We start from the raw sequence: 19597 nt of genomic DNA, 5'->3' as shown, positions 1-19597 counted from the left end.
AATAAACAAAATGGTATATTATTTCCATTATAAATATACCACTTGGAGGATAATATGAAAAAAATATTTAATCAAAAATTACTTTTACTTTCTATTGTTGTATTTTTCTGGTTTTCACAATACGTATACATACCTTTTCAAAATCCATATTTAAGTATATGTAACGTATCTACAAACATGATTGGTATAATAATAGGCTCATATGGAATCTCACAATGCTTACTAAGACTTCCTGTTGGAGTTTTTGCAGATTCCGTAAATAAGCATAAACTATTTATACTATCAGGAATTTTATTCGCTGGTTTAGCATCTCTGATAAGAGTTATTTCTCCTAGAGGAGAAGGATTTCTTATAGCTAATATCTTATCTGGAATAGCATCATCGACTTGGATTTCTTACATGGTTCACTACACTGATTTTTTTTCCATAGAACATCAACAAAAAGCTACAAGTACGATAATATTGGTAAACAACCTAGGAATGTTAATTGGATTTGTCATGAGTACCTTATTTTATGAAAAATTAGGAATGGTAAATTTGTGTATTATGAGCGTAATATCTTCAATCATTGGTACTCTTCTAGCCTTAAATGTAAAAAATCATCACTCAAGAAAAACAACCGAAAAAATACCATTTAAGAATTATTTATCTATATGCAAAGATAAAAGACTTGTATTTTTTTCTTTTATGGCATTGATTCAACAAGGCATCCAAATGTCTACAACAATGTCATTTACTACTCAAATTCTTAAAGAACTAGGCTCTAGCTCCACCATTATAGGCTTATCTTCTATATTTTATATGGTATGTGCTGTTGTATCTTCTGGACTTGCTTCTACTAAATTTTGTACAAAACATGGACCAAAATTTTGGATTCCATCAGTATTTTTTTTGATTTCAGTTTATTGCTTTCTAGTTCCAACAGTAAAAAGTATTAATATAATATTTATGCTACAATCGTTACCAGGAATATCTACGGGCATACTTCTTTCTTACCTTACTAGCGAATCTATGAAAAATGTACCAAAGTATCAAAAATCTACTGCAATGGGGTTTTTTCAAGCAGTTTATGCTATAGGAATGTCTATATTTCCAATGCTAGTAGGTAAAATATCAGATTATATTTCAATACAATATGGTTATTTTACCTTAGCTTTTATTGCTGTAATTGCTTCCATATTGTCTTATACATACTATAAAAAATTAAATTTAACTCTTAACTGTGATATAATACAATCATAAAAAAATTATATGTTTAGGAGTTTTTATGACAAATTTAAATGCCACTGAACAAATTATTGATTATATTAAAGAAAATATTCTAAATGGGACTTTTAAAGTTAATAGTAAATTGCCAAGTGAGAGAAAAATTGCTGAATTATTTAATATAAGTAGAATTCCTGTAAGGAATGCTATAGACAAACTTTGTAAAGAAGGAATACTTAGGTCTATTCCCTATTCAAGTCCCATAGTTGAAGGATTTAAAAAAGTTGACCTTTTTTCTGATAACGAAGTTTATAAAAATCATAATATACAAGAATTTTATGTTGAATCTTTAAGAGCAAGACAACTTATAGAAAGTGAAGCCACTAAGTTAGCCATTTTAAATGCTACCTCTGAAGAACTTCAAAGAATAAGATATGCTTACTTGAAATCTGTAGAAGAACTAAACAAAGTTTCTCAAGGCTTAATAGAAGAATGTTATGATGCTGACCTGCAATTTCACAAAGAAATAATTTTAGCTTCTCACAATCCAATTTTTATAAAGTATTATGAACTAATACCTAAAACTGTGTCTTCTAACCAATACTTTGGTTTTAAATATAGAAACTCACTTCAAGATATGATTAGTCATCATCATGAGATAATGATGGCTTTTGATAGTAAAGATGCTAATTTAGGTTATACATCAATGTATAACCATTTAGAGGGAGTTATTCAGTTATTTCAGCGTGATTAAACTTCTATTTATAGGTCTGATAGTTCATACTTATGAGAACTAAATATTTTAATATGTACCACAAAGAGCTTGTTTTAACATACTACTAAACATAGTGTCCAAATAAGCTCTGTTTTACTATTCACAGATTATTTTATTAAGTATTATAATTAATATTAGATTATATATAATCGTTACTTAAAAATAAAATTGACTATAATATAAACAATTATAAAGCATTCTTTTGTAGATTTCTTTTTTCCTAGTTTAGTGTATTTTTAATGATTATCATATCATTTCTTTAATTATGCATATAAAAAACAGCAAATCATGAGAATTTACTGTTTTATATTTTGATATTCAGACTTACTTAATTTGATATTCAGATTTACTTAATCAGCCATAATTTAGCCTTGTAAAATTTGATTAACATCATCAATAGTTATATCCATTCTTGTAGCTATTTCAGTAAGATTCATACCTTGTTCTTGGAATCTATTAACTACTGATTTCATGGACTCACCTATTTCAATTAAATGGTTATCCAAGTCATAAATTCGAACTACCTTTTGCCCCCATGGTGCTTCTTCTACACCATGAAGTAAAGTAACATCATTTCTTTTATTTAGTTTTAATATAAACTCTTCAAAATGTTCTGCTTCAAAAAATATTTCACAGTTATTCTCTTTGCTCTTCATATCTTCTTTTGAAATTCCTGTCAACCAATCAAAGTCTTCTTGTAATGCTAACCCACCCTCAAATACAATGTTTTTTCCATAGTCAACAATAACTTTTAAATCAAATAATTCTTCATAGAATTTACGGGCAATTTTAATATCTTTTACTGCAAATAAACAACCTGCATATTTCATAAGTTACCTCCATTAAAATTAGTACATAGATTATAACATTGTACCAGAAAAAAATATTGTAAAAAACGGACATGCTTTTTGTATTTTTTAAGTCAACAAATGTGAGTGCTCTAAATAAATGTAAGTTCTCTAAATAATAGTAATATACAAAATAAACACTACTTTATAAGCGAATGGATACAAAAGTGCCATCCTGAGTTTCCACATGAACAATCTCAAGTCCCTTGTACTGTTTAAGAACAGACTGACACTCTCGAACGAGTTCCTGTAGAAATTTTTTGGTAATGACTTCCTGATATGGCTCTGGAAGTGATTTTTTAATCTCTGCAATAACCGATTCTGGCAACAAAAGAACTGCAGTATTTGCTAAGAACAGTGGTATGGGTAACCACAAATTTGTTTCTTTTGAGCGGACAATAATGCGCATAAATCTATTCTCCTAGTATTATTTTATAAAAACTTTAACTGTAGTACCATCAGCCGAATCAACCTCTACGATATTTCCAAGTGTTTCATTATCCAGACATTCAAGAATAGAGGTAGTAAGAGCATCTAGGTCTATACCTTGCAAATCTTCATTCTTAATTGGCAACTTACCTGTCATTTTCAATATTTGACGTATAATCTTTACAGGAAGTTGCACATTTACTTTATCACCCTCTGGAGTATCCACAATAATCTTCAACATCTTATTTTCATATGAAGTACTGCTTTGTTTGGTAAAAGCTTGACTATCAAAGTCTTCTGAATAATTCGTAAACTCCTCTTGAGGTGTAGTTTCTTCTAATGCATCAATCAAATCAATTGCCTCTTTGGCAGAGAGCTTTCCCTCCTCTACCATTGTTAAAATTCTCATTTTTTCATCCATATTATTTTCCTCATTTCTGCTCTTCTGCATCCATTCCAACAGAAATAGCCTCGTATTTTGGTGACTACTTCTGGCTATTATCAGGGATAGAGATAGAGCTTCATTTATTTTCTTTCATTTGCTCTAATGCCTCTGCTGGAGAGATTTCTCCTTTTTCCAGTGCATCTAAAATCTCTTTTTTATGTGAATCAGAAGAAGATGTCACATTAGGTTTTCCGTCTAGTTTTTGTATAATATCATCTAACCTAGAACGAACAGTTGGATAAGAAATCTTTAATTCTTTTTCCACTTCTTTTATATTGCCACGACATTTTAAAAATGTTTCTGCAAAGAATAAATCATCTACAGATAGATAGTCAAATGCACTGAGGCAGAAATCATTTTCAATCACTGTATCACAGTTTTCACATTGTAGCTTGACAACTTTAAGTTTTCTTCCACAGACAGGACAGCGGCTGATAACTTGATACATCATATCACCTTCTTTCCATCTAATATCTATAATATAAATCAAAAAATTAATAAAGTCAATATGTATATTAAAATAATTAATATTAATATTAAAATAATTAATATGCCACTAAAATATTAATCAATTTATACTTATAAATTGATTATCGAAATACTAGTTTCTATATCCTTATTTCAAATTCCTTTTTGTTTATAAAAGAATATAATCAAAATACATAAATACCATCATATCCTAAAAATGGGCGACTTTATTACACCCTCCGCAATTCTTCTTTAGAAAATGGCGGCTTTGATTTTACTTCAAAACCGCCATTTTACTAACACCTATGTTTAAGAGCAAGCATTTCTATTACCAAACAACGGTTTTTAACCTTTGAACAGTTGTTCATAAAGTGTTGATTTATATAACCTGATGTTTGTTATAAGCGTGTATAGCAAGAAAAAGAAATATAGGAATTTCAATTATTGCTGCCACTATTATGACATACGGTACCCAAATGCTTGCCTGCCCAATATGCAGATAATTAAAGCTAATTAATTGGTACAATAAACTATTTTGCATACCTACTCCTGCTGATGGTAAGATAAAAGTAAGCCAATTGGCTCCAGCCGAATACGTAAATATTGGAAGTAAGCATGTTACAATAGCAATTTGGATAACAGAAAGTGAATCCTTGCATTTAGCTGATAAAAACAGTGTGAAACTGACAGTTGCCAACAGAGAAATAAGTCCTCCTATTGCCAAGGTAATCTGAAGCTGCCCTAAATTGAGTGCAGGCAAGCTGATAACCGAAAATAGCATCTGCATAGATGTTTTCATACACTCGGTTCCAAATGCTAGATTTGAAATTATCAAATGAATTGAAATACATATGGCGAATGTTGCAGTAAAAATAGTAAGTGCAGCCATAATCTTTGCAATTGCCAATCGAGAATGTCCATGTTTTGTGCAGCGCAAAATGCTATCTGAACCCGTTTGGTATTCATTAGAAAACGTAGGGGTCACAGCCGCCGTACAAAGAATGACTAGAAGAAAAATAAATAGAATAATATAATCAAATGCGTCTCTTGAATATCCAGCGTAAAGCTTAAAAGGCGTATTTACTTCTACATATTTTTGTATAGCATGTTCCTGTGCGGTTGGATATTTCTTTTGCTCCATCTGCATGACATCTTTCAGATGTTGCGTCGTCTGATCATAAAAGCCATCTAATTTATCAGGAGAAATATCCATTAAGCTTATTCCCTCACCAGTTTTTGAATTAGAATAGGCTTCTGGCAGTCTTCCCAATAGAGATTGAATAGGGAATACCTTTTTTATATAAACATCTGTAGGGAATTCACCACTATCAAGGCTGTCTTCTCCATACACCGAAACTGCACTTTGATAGCTATTCAAAGCCTCTTTAAGTTTTTCTGGATTAACTTCTCCATTATTTTCAGAGCGAAGTGATTTTTTATAAGCAATTGCTTCCAGCCCATTTAGCTCTGCTACCTTGTTGCCGTTTTTATCATATTGATTGATATCCTCATACAAGACTGGAAGCCAAGCCATCACCACAGACATGAATAATGCGATAAGTAATAAAATGATAGAACGACGTGATTTCAACACACGTTTTATTTCAAGACGATAAATACGCATCATTTACTTTCCCTCCTCACTGATTTCCTCTTGTGGAAATAACCATAAATATAAATCCTCCAAACGGGGTGGAGCCATTACTGAATCACTTGTTTTGGCTTCATCTGCCAAATAACGAACTGATACCTGATTATTACCTTCACTGCGTTGGTTAATAATACGAAGCTGCATTTCATACATAGGCATCTTTTCAGCAGGTATGATACAATTCCAAACTTTACCTGTAACTTGCTTGACCAATTTATCGGTTGTCCCTACATCAAGAATTCTTCCTGATTTCATAATGGCGTTTTGAGTGGCAATATACTCAATATCAGATACGATATGAGTTGAAATAAGGACAATCCTGTCATGAGAGAACTCTGAAATAAAGTTGCGAAAACGAACCCTCTCTCCAGGGTCAAGCCCAGCCGTTGGTTCATCCATTATTAGAAGTTTAGGGTCGTTCAACATTGCTTGTGCAATTCCCACTCGACGTTTCATTCCACCAGATAACTTGATAATTTTTTTATTTTTAACATCAGTCAAGGTAAGTGTATGTAGCAGGCTATCAATCTTTTTTCTTGTTTCTCTAGCAGGAACATCCTTTAATGCAGACACATACTCCAAATAGTCCTTTACTGTAAAATCTTGAAAGAAGCCAAAATCCTGCGGTAAGAAACCGAATAGATTTCTGTATTCTTCTCCCATCGAATGAATATCCTTACCATCAAAAATAATTTTCCCACTAGTTGGTTTTAGAATATCCGCAATCATTTTCATAAGCGTAGTCTTACCAGCACCATTAGCTCCAAGAAGTCCCCACACGCCAGGTGTAAGATTTAAACAAACATCATCAACTGCGGTTTTATCCTTAAAGTTTTTTTTAAGATTTGTAATTGTCAATTCCATGCCTTTTCTCCTTTTTTATAATACAAAGACAAACGTCCTTGTTCAGTTTTATTTTACTGAACAAGGACGTTTTAAACTTTAATATTAACAGGATAAATTCCTAAGAAAATCCTAATATCCAATTAATGTTTTCCTAAGACTGAGTTGGAAGTAATACAGTAAAACTAATCCTATCATTTTCACTTTGAGCCAAAATTTCTCCGCCATGCAAAAGAATAATTTCATTGGCAATAGAAAGCCCAAGACCTGCACCACCACTATCCGATTTACGAGCCTCATCTAAACGGTTAAATTTTTCAAAAATTGTAGATAATTGTTCTGTTGGAATAGTCTGCCCTTGGTTTTCAAATTTAATTTTAATCTTATCCTGTTCCCTTCGAGCGTAAATCAGAATTTCTGTATTAGGATAGCTGTATGTAACAGCATTTTTGAGCATGTTGTTAAACACTCTAGCTAGTTTTTCAGAATCAGCATAAACCGTCAGATTCTCATTTGCGTTAAGTACAGCAGAATTTCCTTTAGCAGATAATACAGGATAAAATTCATCAATGAGTTGTACAAGCATATAGTATAAATCTACATTTGTTTTTGTTAGTTGAATTTGCTGTGTATTGTACCTCGTGATTTCAAAGAATTCATTAATGAGCTTTTCCAGACGTATAGATTTCTTCAAAGCAATTCCAATATATTTTGCTTTCTGTTCTATTGGTATGTCAGGTGCTTCATCCAGTAGACTTAAATAACCTATTACAGAGGTAAGAGGTGTGCGAATATCATGAGCTAAATACATAACTAATTCATTTTTTTTGTTTTCAGCTTCTTTTACAGCTTGCTGGCTAATCAGAACAGCCATTTTTATTTGGTTCATCTGCTTCTCCATATCTTTGAGTGGTTCAGATAATTCAATGGTGCTGTCATTTGGTTGATATATTGTTTTAGTGGCATTCATGACTTCCTGCAAATATTCCCACGGTTTTTTCCAGTAATGATAAAAAATACAGAAAAAACCTATAATCAAATATAGAAAATAAATGACTTCAACTCTAAGATGTAGCCACGTAAAAAATGTATTTGAAAATCTACTGAATCCATAGTCAAATAATATTGTCAAAACATACCCAACTAAGGTATAAATAATTAAGGTTATACAGAGTTTCATACGTAATTTCTTTTCTATACCATTATTCGTCATTGCTATCACCTCCATATCTATACATTCATTAATTGGATAACAGAAGAACTGTCATCAGCACTAAAAAAAGAACTGCAACGATTCCAGCTAGGGTTGAAATTACTGTATCTGTTTTTTGCTTATCTTTTAGTATTTTCAGCAGTAATGCATATAGACTAATACCAATTATTCCACCGAACATATTGGTGATTAGGTCTGTAATATCTGTACTTCCAATAGCAAGAATATACTGAATCATTTCAAAGATAAAACTGGTTCCAAAAATAATAAGAACTTTATTTTGCAGTTTCATTCTTGATGACAACATAGAAAGTAAAACTCCGAAAGGAATAAAAATTAAAATATTATCTATTACTTCCTTAAAGTGAAACTGTTCTCCAACAGAAGTAGAGTAATGAAAGGGAATCAAGTTGATACTCCTTGTGTAACCTATATCGTTTATTCTGAATTGTAGTTTAAACAATATAATCCATACTAATAAGACTAAATAAAGCATGAATAATACACAACTAATTATTTTTAAATGTTTATTTTTTTTCTTCATAGCGTAACTTTTCCTCTCATCATGTTGAGTTTTAGTTAAATTTTATAACCCACTCCCCATATAGTTTTGATATATTTAGGTTTTTCAATAGTGTCACCCATTTTTTCACGTAAATGTCGTATATGAACGGTGATTGTATTGTTACTTTTGCTATAATACTCATCTTGCCATATTTTATGGAACAATTCCTCAGAACTAACAACATTTCCTTTGTTCTGTAGCAAAATACAAAGTATAGAATACTCTGTTGGTGTAAGTGAAATAGGATTTCCGTCAAGTAGACATTCATATGTCTTAATATTAATTTCTAAACCTGAATAACACAAAACAGAACTTGTATCAGATTCTTCTTGTATATGATTGTACTTTTTGTATCTGCGCAGCTGAGCCTTTACTCTAGCAATTAATTCAAGGGGACGAAAAGGCTTTGTGACATAATCGTCAGCTCCTAAAGTTAATCCTGTAATTTTGTCAGTTTCTTCATCTTTTGCAGTTAACATAATAACTGGAAAAGTGTCCTTCTCACGTATTTTTCGACAAATATCAAATCCATTTACATCAGGCATCATAATATCTAAAATAGCAAGGTCAAGCTCTGTATTTTCTATACAAGCAAGGGCTTCCTTAGCTGAATAATACTTAAATACAATATAATCTTCATTTTGCAGATAGACCTCTATTAAGTCTGCTATATCATGTTCATCATCTACTACAAGAATTTTATCATTCATAACTGTTTTCCTCCTTTCGGGCATATCTAAGATATTTTATTATTATATCAAAAGAATCTTTACTATTTATGATTTTCTGCATAAGAAATTATTAAGAATTTCTTAACCTTATAACTTTTTGTGGCTATCTTTCGGTTTTTCTGCTTCTTTTGGTAGCAACCACATACGACTAGAATGTATAGTGTCTGGTATTCAATTTTCAAACAATCTTGCTGAATAATAATTGATGAAGTAAAGAATGTTGTTTGGATAAATGAAAAAAACACTCCCCCTCAAGAGAATGCTTAGTTATGACTATATAAGATAATGATAGAGAAAGTATAATGATGTTCAAAGATGAATATAAAACACGACTAATGAAAACAACTCATTTTCATTTACTCTAAAATTAAAATCTTCAATTCTTATTATATAAAATTTATGTAATGCTTGTAATTGCTTGTTTTTTAAATTTATAAAATAAAAGTAATGATATAACAGAGATAATAAAAGCTGGAGAAATAACACGTAATGCAGTAATTCCTATAGATTTCATTTCAGCATCAGCATTAAATAAAGTAAGTATTTGTGCTGGAATAAGTTCAAATAAAATCATTCCAAATAGCATTATACAACTTATAATTACAATAGAAATTTTTATTGCTTTTTCAGCTCTAAACCATTTTTTTGCGCCATAGTTATAACCAACAACTGGTCTCAATGCTTGCATAAGCCCGTATGATGGCATATATACGAATGTTTGAAGTTTAAAAAAAATCCCGAATGTTGCAACAGCTGTCTGTGAAATTGTAGCAAGAATACCATTTAATATTGATACCATAATGGAAGGTACCGCCAACATTAATGTTGATGGTATAGAAACGCTATAAATGGCTTTTAAAACGGAACTACTTATACGAAAACCTCGAAAATTTATACGTACTTCTTTTATCTTATATTTTAATATAAAAACTGCCAAAAGCATACCTGCAATCTGTCCTATAACTGTTGCGATAGCTGCTCCACGTACTTCCATAGCAGGAAAACCACATAAGCCAAAAATTAATATAGGGTCTAATATAATATTGGTAATTGCGCCTAGTCCTTGTGTCAACATTGGTAAAGCAGTTTTTCCAGTTGCTACAAAGATATTTTCAATAGCTACCTCAAATAGTAAAGAAAAAGAAAATAAAATAATAATAAAAGCATAATCGTATCCCCATTGGGTTATAGTTGAATCTGATATGAACTGGCTTAAAAAAGGATTTATTAGAAATAATCCTAACAGAATAGAAATGATATAGTGAATCCCTACAAAAACGATACCATGTGTTGCTATTTTATTAGCTACTAATGTTTGTTTTGCTCCTAAGTAACGTGATATACAAGAAGCAAGACTTATTCCGAATCCTAATGCTATTGATAAGATAAGGTTTTGAATTGGATATACTAACGACACTGCTGTAACTGCATCTTGCCCAATTTTAGCAACGAAAATACTGTCTACAATATTATACATAGACATAATTAGATTAGAAATCATTGGAGGAATTGCCATTCTCATCAATAATGGTAATACTGGTTTTTCCTCTAACATATTCAATTGTTCCATAATAAATAACTCTCCTTTAAACTTGATTAATTTATAAATTAGTTTGCAGAGTTATCCATCGATATCTTCCTTGCCATGGACATAGTCTGAATCTCTTTTTTGACGGAAGAATTATATTTTTTTTGTAGTTTACATTACTTGTCAAAAACATAGACTCTCTCTCCTTATAATGGTTACAATGTGTCTTTAAAACTATATCTCAGTGCAATATACTTAAGTTATCGTTTGCCTATTTCTTTTATAGAATTCTCCATTATTGCTTTTACATTTGCACCCTTAATATCCAAATTTTCAGCTTTATAGCATATAACTTCTGGTATTCCATAGAAAATATGGCATAGAGCTTTAATGTAATCATATCCTAAATTATATTCTGAAATTAATCCTCCAGCAGTAGTTACATATATGATTCTTTTAGCTTTACAAAGACCTTGTGCTGTTCCATCTGAGGCATATTTAAAACTTAAGCCACAAACTGTTACAGCTTCAAAATAAATTCGGATAGATGCTGGAAATGTCAAATCCCAATAAGGAGCAGCAATTACTATTTCATCTGCATCCACAAATTGATGAGCATATCTAAACATTGGTGCAGAAAAGTCATGATTTTGAGAATATATATCTCTTTTTTGTAAGGTTTCCCAATTCAAAGGCATAATCTGCTCTCTTTCTAATTTCACTTCCTCAATAATACCATCCATTTTATCTAACACATGTTGAGCTAAAATATATGTACGTGACTCTGGACGCACACAAGCATTTAAAAATAAAATTTTACTCATTTTTTCACCTACAATCTTTGATAAGCACTATTTCCAATAAAGACACAATTGTAGTATATCATATCAATTCTTCTTTTTCTATGATTTCTTTCAGTGCTAGACCTTACTAATTGAAATTTTACATAATAAATCAGCAAACATACTTGCAATACTAATACCTTAGTATCTTACATGTTAGTCTATTGGTACTTATATACAAAATCATATCATAGTGCTACTAATCTTATGTTTAACAAAAAGGAATTACTATCATTGAATAAAAAAAGGTAACAACTATCTCTCTAGTTGCTACCTTCCTAATCATCAATTCTTGAGTTTTGATATACTAAAATTTTTAACTTGAGATTTGAATAACTTTTCAACTTCATCAACTATACTTTGTATATTATTTTCATATTCTAAGTCATAATATACATTTATCTCACCTATACTATTTATACTCATAGAATATTCTTTTCTTTCTATTATACATATACTGCCACAATCTGATAAATCATTCTTATATATTGATTTTAATTGTCTTTTTATCTTAGGAAAATCTATCGCTGGATAAACATTGTTTGGATAAAAACTCTTATCATATATTAACATCTTATCCACCCCTTATCATTCTATTTATAAAAATTTATACCTTATTAAAATCATATTAAACATATTTTTCCATATTTTTATAATTATTATAAAGTCTTCACTCCATCTATTGATATAATCTACTAGAATTATTAGTTGAGGATGTTAGATGTATCTCATATGAATTGGTTATGAATTACATCATAATAAAAACTGAATCTAGACGTGATATCAACGCTGGAATTTTCCAATTTATTTGCTTTATAGCATATATTATATCATTGGCTAAAAATGAAATTGAAATATACAGCACTATACCTGAAATAAGAATTTCTTTTATATCCATCTTACTTTATTTTGAACATAACTAAATATTAGAGTTGCTTTTTTGATTTATTTAATAAAGAAAAAAAGAGCGGAATGAATTTCCACTCTTTTACTATATATAAAAAACTAAATTATTCTTTTACAACATCTTTAGTTGTTTCTTTTTTATAAACACCATCATCCAAAATTGTATTTCCTTTTTCTAGAGTGTCTTTAGTTGTTTCTTTTTTATAAACATCTCCAGATACAGGAGTATCTGCAAATGATTTATTTGCAAGTAATCCAAATCCGCTTAAACCAATTAATCCTGATAATCCTAGAACCATAAATTGTTTTTTTATAATTATTATCTCCTTTTCTTTATCTTATTTTCTAAATAATACCATAATAATGTTTACCAAATGTTTACCATATTTAAAAACTATAAATTCATCTAATTCTTTTATTATCTTTTCTCTTAAACCATTAATCTTATCATTCTCCTTTTTAATTTATTGTATAAAAAAAGACCATCTACAAAGATGACCTTTTGGGTTAATCTATTTTTTTATCTTCTTTATTCTTTTTACCTGCCAATCCTTATCAGTATCTTCCATTATGTATGTTCTAACTATTTCACCACACTCTAAACATAAATCAGAATATACTGTTGCCGCCCCTAGTAAATTGTATCTTAATCCAACATTGCCAGTATCACTTTTTCCTCCCCATTTAATATTTTTTTGAATTTTCTCACTACCGCAGTTAGGACATTTCATGTTTATACCTCCTAGTAATTATTTTCTTTATAAAAAAGTTAGAAATTAACCTAAACCTCTTACTATCTATGCAGCATATTCGTATTTCTTTTTATATTCTCTAACAGCATCATTCCAAGCTGCATCTACAGTTATACCCTTTTTATTAGCAATCTTTTGTGCTATTTCTATTATCTTCATAGCTCTTCTTGATATGTTCATACTTATTCCTCCTAAAGTTCTCATATATTTTATATACAAATATGTATATTTAAATTCATTTAGTATTTATATAACCTTTAGCTTACTTATATATTATCAAAAGTTTGTGTACTGAATGTGAACTGTATTAGAAGAACTTTAGAATTTTAAAAAATAAGAAAATAATATTAAAGCAAATTCATGTCATTATTTTCCATATGCCTATTTTTAATAAATATTGGCAATGTGTTAACAAAATTTTTAAAGAAACATAAGAAGTTACAAAAATAAATAAAATTAAAATTCTGTGAACAATATATAAACTCCAACTTTGTATGTAAAAAAGAAATGGGTGAACGTGTAACAATAAATAGTTTAAAATATTTAAGTAGAGTTGCTAATTATGAACTTGGTATAGATTTTAATTTTCATAGTTTAAGACATACACTTTGCCACCGAAAAACAATTACGGTGGCAAACTGGTGGCAAATCCAACCTTATAACATGATACAAACAGTCGAAACCCTGTTATTCTCTAATAAGTTTAACTACAGTCTCACAATGTGGTGTATTGGGGAACATATCCATACACTTGACCAATTTAATCTCATAACCATAACTCTTAAAATCAACCAAATCAACAACCAAAGACTTAGGATTACAAGAAATATAAACAATCTCCTCTGCACCAAATCCACAAATATCTCTAATAGCATCCTTATGAATACCTGGTCTAGGAGGGTCAACAATGATTAAATCGGGCTTATCTTTCAAATCTTTAACAACCTTAGCCACATCTCCAGCAATAAACTCACAATTAGTAAGTCCATTTAACTTTGCATTCTCATTAGCTGCAACAACAGCTTCCTCAACTATTTCAATACCATACACCTTCTTAGCTGCACCAGCCATAACCTGTCCAATAGACCCAGTCCCACTATATAAATCAAATACAACCTTATCATTGTAATTTCCAATAAAATCCCTAGCAATACTATAAAGAACCTCAGCTCCTTTAGTATTAGTTTGGAAAAATGAGAATGGAGAAATCTTAAATTTAAGCCCTAAAATCTCCTCTTGTATGTAATCTCTTCCATATAAAACTCTCAACTCATCACATTGAACAGCATCTGCCAGACCATCATTAATAGTGTGAAGTACACCTACCAACTCAGCTTTTAAATTAAGTCCTAAAAGCATGTCTTTAAATTCATTCATATTAAAATCTTCCTGAGAAGAAGTAACTATATTAACCATAATCTCATTAGTATGAATCCCTTTTCTAACTACAAGATGTCTTAAATATCCCTTGTGATTCATTGTTCTATAATAAGGAAGATTTTTTTCATTGAAAAATTCCACACTAGATACTAATACTTTTGAGAAGTCTTCATCAACCAACATACATTCTTCAACAGTTTGTATATCTATATGCTTTCCTTTTTTATGAAGTCCTAATGTTAAAGGTCCATTTTTTACTTCATCTCCAAAAGTATACTCCATTTTATTTCTATAGTACTTGTTTTCAGGACTTCCTTCTATTCCTAAAAATTGAAATCCAAATAAGTCTTGCTTTAAAAATAAATCCATAACTTGTTTTTCTTTTATTTCTAATTGCTTTTCATATGGCACTGATAGTAATGTACATCCTCCACATTCTCTAAAGTGCTTACAAGGTATTTCAGTTTCAAGTGGTGAATGTTCAAGCAACTCCATCATCTTAACTTCTGCTTTTTTGCTTCTAACTTTTTTAACAGCAGCTTTTACCTTTTGACCACTTATCCCGCCCTTCATATGAATAACTCTATCTTCAACTTGGCTTAAGGATGTACCTCCAAACTCCATTTTATCTACTTCAAATTCTATAATATCCTTTTTCTTCACAAATTCTCCTCCAATTTACTATAGTGTCTTTATTATTTTTCTTCAATCAATTTTACTTCTTCATCTGTCAACTCTCTATATTCGCCTAACTCTAAACTCTCATCCAACTTTAAATTACCCATAGACAATCTTTTTAAGTATACTACTTTTTTATCTACGCTTTCAAACATTCTTTTAACTTGGTGAAATTTACCTTCATGTATTGTAAGTTCTATCTCTGATTCCTCATCACTCTTTAATATTTTTAACTGAGATGCCATAGTTTTGTACCCATCATCAAGTACTACTCCTTCTGCAAAAGCTTCTATATCTTTTTCAGTCACTATCCCATCAATTTTTGCATAATAAGTCTTAGGCACATGCTTCTTAGGCGATAAAACTCTGTGAGAAAGCTTCCCATCATTAGTTAAAACTAATAATCCTTCTGTATCTTTGTCTAATCTTCCAACAGGAAATGGTTCAAATGCTAAGTATGATACATCAATCAAATCTAAAACTGTTGGGTCGTATTTATCTGTAGTCGCTGATATATATCCATCTGGTTTATTCATCATTAAATATATATATTCTCTATAGACAACTTCTTCTCCATTGAATAATATTTCATCATTTTCAGTATCTACTTGAGTCCCTGGGTTTGAAGCTTCACTTCCATTTACTACTACAGACCCTTGCTTACAATATTTCTTTATCTCACTTCTGCTTCCATAACCTAAGTTTGAAAGAATTTTATCTATACGTTGCTTCTTAGCCATTAAAAATGTTCTCCATTCTCATAATATTTTTCTTTTTCAAATAATGTAAATGCTAAATCCATACTTTCAACATCTAAATTATTTCTTATGCTATCAGTTATTATTCTTGCTACTATGTCTTGTACTTCTTGTCCTCTATCAAACCATGCTATCTCAACAAAAGGATATACTTCTACTATTTTACCATCTCTTATTGCAACTGATTTTATACATTCTATCTCAAAGTAATCTCTTGGACATTTTACAGCTTCAACTAAATCATCTATCATTTTTTCACTTATTTTACATATATCATTTTCATGAATTCCTCTTATCTTTATCTGTGGCATATTGACTCTCCTTTATTTTAAACCCTTCTTTATTTTAATTCTTCCTAAATCGTTTCTATTCTTTATTATTCTACCTAATCCTATTATCTTCTATTTAACATTATACTTGTAATTTATAGTTATTACAATTTACTATATACTTTTTTTGATTTAACGTTATAATATAAGTGATGGGTAAATTTTAAAAGTTAATAGGAGGAGTTTAAAATGGCATTAATTACTACAAAAGAAATGTTTAAAAAAGCTTACGAAGGTGGATTTGCTGTAGGTGCATTTAACATAAGTGACTTAGAACAATTACAAGGTGTTTTAAAGGCTGCTAAAGCTAAAAATTCTTATGTTATGATACAAGCTTCTATGTCAGCTGTTAAATATGCTGGACCTCATACTTTAGTTGAGATGGTTAAAGCTGCTTCTGATGAAATAGGTGTAGATGTAGCTCTTCACTTAGATCATGGTCCAAATATGGATGCTATTAAAACTTGTATTGATGCTGGTTTCTCTTCAGTTATGATAGATGGATCTCATTTTGACTTTGAAGAAAATGTTAAAATAACTAAAGAAGCTGTTGAATATGCACACTCTAAAGGTGTTGTTGTTGAAGCAGAACTTGGTGTTTTAGCTGGAACAGAAGATGATGTTACTTCTGATGTTCATAAATATACTCAACCTGCTGAAGCAGTTGAATTTGTTGAAAGAACAGGAGTTGATTCATTAGCAATAGCTATAGGAACTTCTCATGGTGCTTTCAAATTCAAAGGAGAAGCTAAATTAAGATTCGACATACTAGAAGAAATCCAAAGTAAATTACCAGGTTTCCCAATAGTTCTTCATGGTGCATCTGCTGTTGACCAAAACGCTGTTGCTACATGTAATGAATTTGGTGGAAATATAGCTGGAGCTAAAGGTGTACCTGTAGACATGTTAAGAAAAGCATCTTCTATGGCTGTTTGTAAAATAAACATGGATACTGACTTAAGACTAGCTATGACTGCTGCTGTTAGAAAATTCTTAGCTGAAAATCCAAAAGAATTTGACCCAAGAAAATACATTGGTGCTGGTAGAGATGCTATACAAGCTGTAGTTGAAAGTAAAATAGATGATGTTTTAGGTTCTACTAACTCTATAAACTAATATAACTTTTAAATATTTATAAAAGAAAAGAGATGACTTAGAATAATTAAAATTATTTTTAAGCCATCTCTTTTAAGTTGTATATAGGTTATGTATTTAAAATTATATTATATTTATTCAAATTACTCTATTAACTTATTTATTAAACTCGAATATATCCACTTTTTATCTTTCTATGTATTGTAGAAGGATATATTCCTATCACTTCGGCTGCCTTTGTTATTGACCCATATTTATTTATAGCTTTACTTATCATTATTTGGTCTACCATTTTATATGCATCATTCAGATTCATAATTCCATTTACCACTATTGGTGATAAATCATCTGATTCGTTATCAATCATATCCAGATTTATAAGCATATTAAATTCATCTTCTCCAATTACGTTTTTGGCTGATAATACTACAAATCTTTCAATAATATTTTTTAACTCTCTTATATTTCCTGGCCAAGAGTATTCTTCCAATAACTCAATAACCTTAGGTGAAACTTCTACTTCTCTATTGTACTTATCATTATAAAGTTTTAAGAAATACTCAACCAATGGAACTATATCTTCTTTTCTTTCTCTAAGTGGTGGTATCTTTACTGGAATAACACTCAATCTATAGTACAAATCTTGTCTAAATTTGAGGTTGTTTCTAAGGTCCTCATGAGAAATATTAGTGGCACTTATATATCTAACATCTATCTTTATAGGTTTACTTCCACCAATTCTAGTAATTGTATTTTCTTGTATGACTCTAAGTAATTTTTTTTGCATTTGCATTGGCAGTTCGCCTATTTCATCCAAGAATATAGTTCCACCATTTGCTTCTTCAAAAAGTCCTTTTTTACCTTTTTTCTTAGCTCCAGTAAAAGAACCTTCTTCATATCCAAAAAACTCTGATTCTAATAATTCATTTGGTATAGCTCCACAGTTTATAGCTATAAAAGGCTTTTCCCTTCTTGAACTATACTTATATATTGTCCTAGCTATAATTTCTTTTCCTACACCTGATTCTCCATTTATAAATATAGAAGAATCTGATGCTGCAGCTCTCTTGACAACTTTTTTTATATTGTCCATAGTCTTACTTTTGCTTATATACTCTGTATCTTCTGATACATCACTATATCTTATCTGAGATTCAAGTTTAATAACCCTTGATATATCTCTTCCTGTAAGTACTCCTCCTGTAAGTTTTCCTTTTGAGTCCCATCTTGGAACAGCTGTATAAGCGATAAGTTTTCCATCAGGATAAACAATATTTCTATAAATCTTTTTCTTTACCTTAAGCATATTTAATATTATTGGTTCTTCAACTAATCCCTGTCTGACAAGATCTGTTATATTTCTACCAAGTACTTCAGTTCTTTTAAAAGGCAAAATCTCATCACTGACAGTATTCATCTTTTCAATTACTCCATCTTTGTTAAATACAACGACAACTTCATCTATATGTTCTATTATATCCTCAACTACTTTGTCAGATATTACAGACTTCTCAAATAAATAAACTATGTTATTTTCATTATCATTATCTTTCATATTATAAATATGTGCAGTCATTCTTAATTCTCTAAAAGCTATTTTCTTTTTATTATTCACCAGTATATCTTTTTTGTCAAAATTTGAATCTAATTCATTTATATTTTTAGGTCTTTTTATATCGAGAAAACTAAAAATATTATCTATTAGATGATTACAGTATATTATTTCGCCTGACTCTTTACATAAAATAGCTGGATTTTCTACATATTCTATAAGCCCTATCAAATTATTATCCATTAATATTCGCACCTTTCATTAAGTAATTTATTGAACTACATACAAAATTTATTGTTTGCTTACAATAAATACTATTAGCACATACAACCAACTCCTTATTTGTCTTTTTTTTAATATCTTCCTTCATTAAAATACAACTTACAGATAATTTTAATGGTCATAGTTTGTTAAAAATTTCATTTTGCTTTTAATTGTATTTTATCACATATTCAGTAATTATTTGTCTATTTAATACAATTTAATTAAAATTAATACTTATTTTTGAAAATAAAGATAATCCTTATAGAATACGACTCACATTTTGTAAGTAATATACATATAAGGATTATCTAGATATCTTGTATTATAAAATTTTATTCA

At 29.9% G+C, this 19597-nt stretch carries 22 protein-coding genes; 3 read left to right on the top strand and 19 right to left on the bottom strand.

Translation table 11 applies throughout. The features are described 5' to 3' along the window. Positions 1–54: 54 nt before the first annotated feature. Complete coding sequence (locus KGF46_RS16090) at positions 55–1242, top strand: MFS transporter (protein ID WP_227829346.1); 1188 nt, start codon at positions 55–57, stop codon at positions 1240–1242. Between the two features lie 25 nt (positions 1243–1267). Next, a complete protein-coding gene (locus KGF46_RS16085) occupies positions 1268–1960 on the top strand; it encodes an FCD domain-containing protein (protein ID WP_227829345.1) in 693 nt (230 codons plus the stop codon). 386 nt (positions 1961–2346) lie between these two features. On the opposite strand, the gene KGF46_RS16080 is transcribed toward KGF46_RS16085, so the two are convergent. From KGF46_RS16080 to KGF46_RS16000, 18 genes are all read right to left on the bottom strand, one after another. Then, a complete protein-coding gene (locus KGF46_RS16080) occupies positions 2347–2811 on the bottom strand; it encodes a VOC family protein (protein ID WP_227829344.1) in 465 nt (154 codons plus the stop codon). A 163-nt stretch (positions 2812–2974) separates the two neighbouring features. Then, positions 2975–3238, bottom strand: coding sequence for a hypothetical protein (locus KGF46_RS16075; protein WP_227829343.1), 264 nt, complete (start codon positions 3236–3238; stop codon positions 2975–2977). A gap of 18 nt (positions 3239–3256) precedes the next feature. Next, positions 3257–3709, bottom strand: coding sequence for an SHOCT-like domain-containing protein (locus KGF46_RS16070; RefSeq protein WP_227829374.1), 453 nt, complete (start codon positions 3707–3709; stop codon positions 3257–3259). A gap of 70 nt (positions 3710–3779) precedes the next feature. Next, complete coding sequence (locus KGF46_RS16065; protein WP_413926887.1) at positions 3780–4154, bottom strand: DUF2089 domain-containing protein; 375 nt, start codon at positions 4152–4154, stop codon at positions 3780–3782. Between the two features lie 396 nt (positions 4155–4550). Beyond that, positions 4551–5798 (bottom strand): ABC transporter permease, encoded by a 1248-nt coding sequence (locus tag KGF46_RS16060; RefSeq protein ID WP_413926596.1) that lies wholly within the window; start codon positions 5796–5798, stop codon positions 4551–4553. Further along, positions 5799–6686 (bottom strand): ABC transporter ATP-binding protein, encoded by an 888-nt coding sequence (locus tag KGF46_RS16055; RefSeq protein ID WP_227829341.1) that lies wholly within the window; start codon positions 6684–6686, stop codon positions 5799–5801. 133 nt (positions 6687–6819) lie between these two features. Then, a complete protein-coding gene (locus tag KGF46_RS16050) occupies positions 6820–7878 on the bottom strand; it encodes a sensor histidine kinase (protein WP_227829340.1) in 1059 nt (352 codons plus the stop codon). Between the two features lie 28 nt (positions 7879–7906). Next, positions 7907–8422, bottom strand: coding sequence for a VanZ family protein (locus tag KGF46_RS16045; protein WP_227842907.1), 516 nt, complete (start codon positions 8420–8422; stop codon positions 7907–7909). 35 nt (positions 8423–8457) lie between these two features. After that, a complete protein-coding gene (vanR, locus tag KGF46_RS16040) occupies positions 8458–9153 on the bottom strand; it encodes a VanR-ABDEGLN family response regulator transcription factor (RefSeq protein ID WP_227829338.1) in 696 nt (231 codons plus the stop codon). 418 nt (positions 9154–9571) lie between these two features. Continuing rightward, on the bottom strand, positions 9572–10744 hold the full coding sequence (locus KGF46_RS16035) for an MATE family efflux transporter (protein ID WP_227829337.1): 1173 nt from the start codon (positions 10742–10744) through the stop codon (positions 9572–9574). Between the two features lie 218 nt (positions 10745–10962). Beyond that, positions 10963–11526 (bottom strand): NAD(P)H-dependent oxidoreductase, encoded by a 564-nt coding sequence (locus KGF46_RS16030; RefSeq protein ID WP_227829336.1) that lies wholly within the window; start codon positions 11524–11526, stop codon positions 10963–10965. A 303-nt stretch (positions 11527–11829) separates the two neighbouring features. Beyond that, a complete protein-coding gene (locus KGF46_RS16025) occupies positions 11830–12117 on the bottom strand; it encodes a hypothetical protein (RefSeq protein WP_227829335.1) in 288 nt (95 codons plus the stop codon). 437 nt (positions 12118–12554) lie between these two features. Beyond that, the gene (locus tag KGF46_RS16020; protein ID WP_227829333.1) at positions 12555–12749 is read right to left on the bottom strand and encodes a hypothetical protein; all 195 of its coding nucleotides are present in this window, start codon (positions 12747–12749) and stop codon (positions 12555–12557) included. A 213-nt stretch (positions 12750–12962) separates the two neighbouring features. Continuing rightward, entirely contained in the window at positions 12963–13181 is a 219-nt protein-coding gene (locus KGF46_RS16015; protein ID WP_227829332.1) for a hypothetical protein, read from the bottom strand. A gap of 66 nt (positions 13182–13247) precedes the next feature. Then, a complete protein-coding gene (locus KGF46_RS20125; protein WP_255287867.1) occupies positions 13248–13382 on the bottom strand; it encodes a hypothetical protein in 135 nt (44 codons plus the stop codon). A gap of 507 nt (positions 13383–13889) precedes the next feature. Then, entirely contained in the window at positions 13890–15245 is a 1356-nt protein-coding gene (gene rlmD / locus KGF46_RS16010) for a 23S rRNA (uracil(1939)-C(5))-methyltransferase RlmD (RefSeq protein WP_227862160.1), read from the bottom strand. A 32-nt stretch (positions 15246–15277) separates the two neighbouring features. After that, positions 15278–16000, bottom strand: coding sequence for a pseudouridine synthase (locus KGF46_RS16005; RefSeq protein WP_227862159.1), 723 nt, complete (start codon positions 15998–16000; stop codon positions 15278–15280). Next, on the bottom strand, positions 16000–16329 hold the full coding sequence (locus KGF46_RS16000; RefSeq protein ID WP_227829329.1) for a DUF1904 domain-containing protein: 330 nt from the start codon (positions 16327–16329) through the stop codon (positions 16000–16002). The genes KGF46_RS16005 and KGF46_RS16000 overlap by 1 nt, the downstream gene beginning before the upstream one ends. Positions 16330–16536: 207 nt before the next feature. On the opposite strand from KGF46_RS16000, the gene fba reads away from it, so the two are divergent. After that, positions 16537–17463, top strand: coding sequence for a class II fructose-1,6-bisphosphate aldolase (gene fba, locus KGF46_RS15995; RefSeq protein WP_227829328.1), 927 nt, complete (start codon positions 16537–16539; stop codon positions 17461–17463). 142 nt (positions 17464–17605) lie between these two features. Here the strand turns inward: fba and KGF46_RS15990 are convergent, their stop codons facing one another. Next, positions 17606–19237 carry a sigma-54 interaction domain-containing protein gene (locus KGF46_RS15990; protein WP_227829327.1) on the bottom strand — a complete coding sequence of 544 codons (1632 nt, stop codon included), beginning with the start codon at positions 19235–19237 and terminating at the stop codon, positions 17606–17608. Between the last annotated feature and the right edge of the window lie 360 nt (positions 19238–19597).

The organism is Clostridioides sp. ZZV14-6153 (genome assembly GCF_020657855.1).
Classification (GTDB): Bacteria; Bacillota; Clostridia; order Peptostreptococcales; family Peptostreptococcaceae; genus Clostridioides.
The sequence above is the reverse complement of the archived record's forward strand: the minus strand, read 5'-3'. Positions and strand labels throughout refer to the sequence as shown.

Excerpts from the sequence above, each read along its gene's own strand:
- KGF46_RS16030 (WP_227829336.1), bottom strand. The coding sequence starts at position 11,526 with ATGAGTAAAATTTTATTTTTAAATGCTTGTGTGCGTCCAGAGTCACGT.
- KGF46_RS16025 (WP_227829335.1), bottom strand. The coding sequence starts at position 12,117 with ATGTTAATATATGATAAGAGTTTTTATCCAAACAATGTTTATCCAGCG.
- KGF46_RS16020 (WP_227829333.1), bottom strand. The coding sequence starts at position 12,749 with ATGGTTCTAGGATTATCAGGATTAATTGGTTTAAGCGGATTTGGATTA.
- fba (WP_227829328.1), top strand. The coding sequence starts at position 16,537 with ATGGCATTAATTACTACAAAAGAAATGTTTAAAAAAGCTTACGAAGGT.
- KGF46_RS16090 (WP_227829346.1), top strand. The coding sequence starts at position 55 with ATGAAAAAAATATTTAATCAAAAATTACTTTTACTTTCTATTGTTGTA.
- KGF46_RS15990 (WP_227829327.1), bottom strand. The coding sequence starts at position 19,237 with ATGGATAATAATTTGATAGGGCTTATAGAATATGTAGAAAATCCAGCT.
- vanR (WP_227829338.1), bottom strand. The coding sequence starts at position 9,153 with ATGAATGATAAAATTCTTGTAGTAGATGATGAACATGATATAGCAGAC.
- KGF46_RS16015 (WP_227829332.1), bottom strand. The coding sequence starts at position 13,181 with ATGAAATGTCCTAACTGCGGTAGTGAGAAAATTCAAAAAAATATTAAA.
- KGF46_RS16035 (WP_227829337.1), bottom strand. The coding sequence starts at position 10,744 with ATGGAACAATTGAATATGTTAGAGGAAAAACCAGTATTACCATTATTG.
- KGF46_RS16045 (WP_227842907.1), bottom strand. The coding sequence starts at position 8,422 with ATGAAGAAAAAAAATAAACATTTAAAAATAATTAGTTGTGTATTATTC.
- KGF46_RS16075 (WP_227829343.1), bottom strand. The coding sequence starts at position 3,238 with ATGCGCATTATTGTCCGCTCAAAAGAAACAAATTTGTGGTTACCCATA.
- KGF46_RS16085 (WP_227829345.1), top strand. The coding sequence starts at position 1,268 with ATGACAAATTTAAATGCCACTGAACAAATTATTGATTATATTAAAGAA.
- KGF46_RS16060 (WP_413926596.1), bottom strand. The coding sequence starts at position 5,798 with ATGATGCGTATTTATCGTCTTGAAATAAAACGTGTGTTGAAATCACGT.
- KGF46_RS20125 (WP_255287867.1), bottom strand. The coding sequence starts at position 13,382 with ATGAACATATCAAGAAGAGCTATGAAGATAATAGAAATAGCACAAAAG.
- KGF46_RS16005 (WP_227862159.1), bottom strand. The coding sequence starts at position 16,000 with ATGGCTAAGAAGCAACGTATAGATAAAATTCTTTCAAACTTAGGTTAT.
- KGF46_RS16000 (WP_227829329.1), bottom strand. The coding sequence starts at position 16,329 with ATGCCACAGATAAAGATAAGAGGAATTCATGAAAATGATATATGTAAA.
- KGF46_RS16070 (WP_227829374.1), bottom strand. The coding sequence starts at position 3,709 with ATGCAGAAGAGCAGAAATGAGGAAAATAATATGGATGAAAAAATGAGA.
- KGF46_RS16050 (WP_227829340.1), bottom strand. The coding sequence starts at position 7,878 with ATGACGAATAATGGTATAGAAAAGAAATTACGTATGAAACTCTGTATA.
- KGF46_RS16065 (WP_413926887.1), bottom strand. The coding sequence starts at position 4,154 with ATGATGTATCAAGTTATCAGCCGCTGTCCTGTCTGTGGAAGAAAACTT.
- KGF46_RS16080 (WP_227829344.1), bottom strand. The coding sequence starts at position 2,811 with ATGAAATATGCAGGTTGTTTATTTGCAGTAAAAGATATTAAAATTGCC.
- KGF46_RS16055 (WP_227829341.1), bottom strand. The coding sequence starts at position 6,686 with ATGGAATTGACAATTACAAATCTTAAAAAAAACTTTAAGGATAAAACC.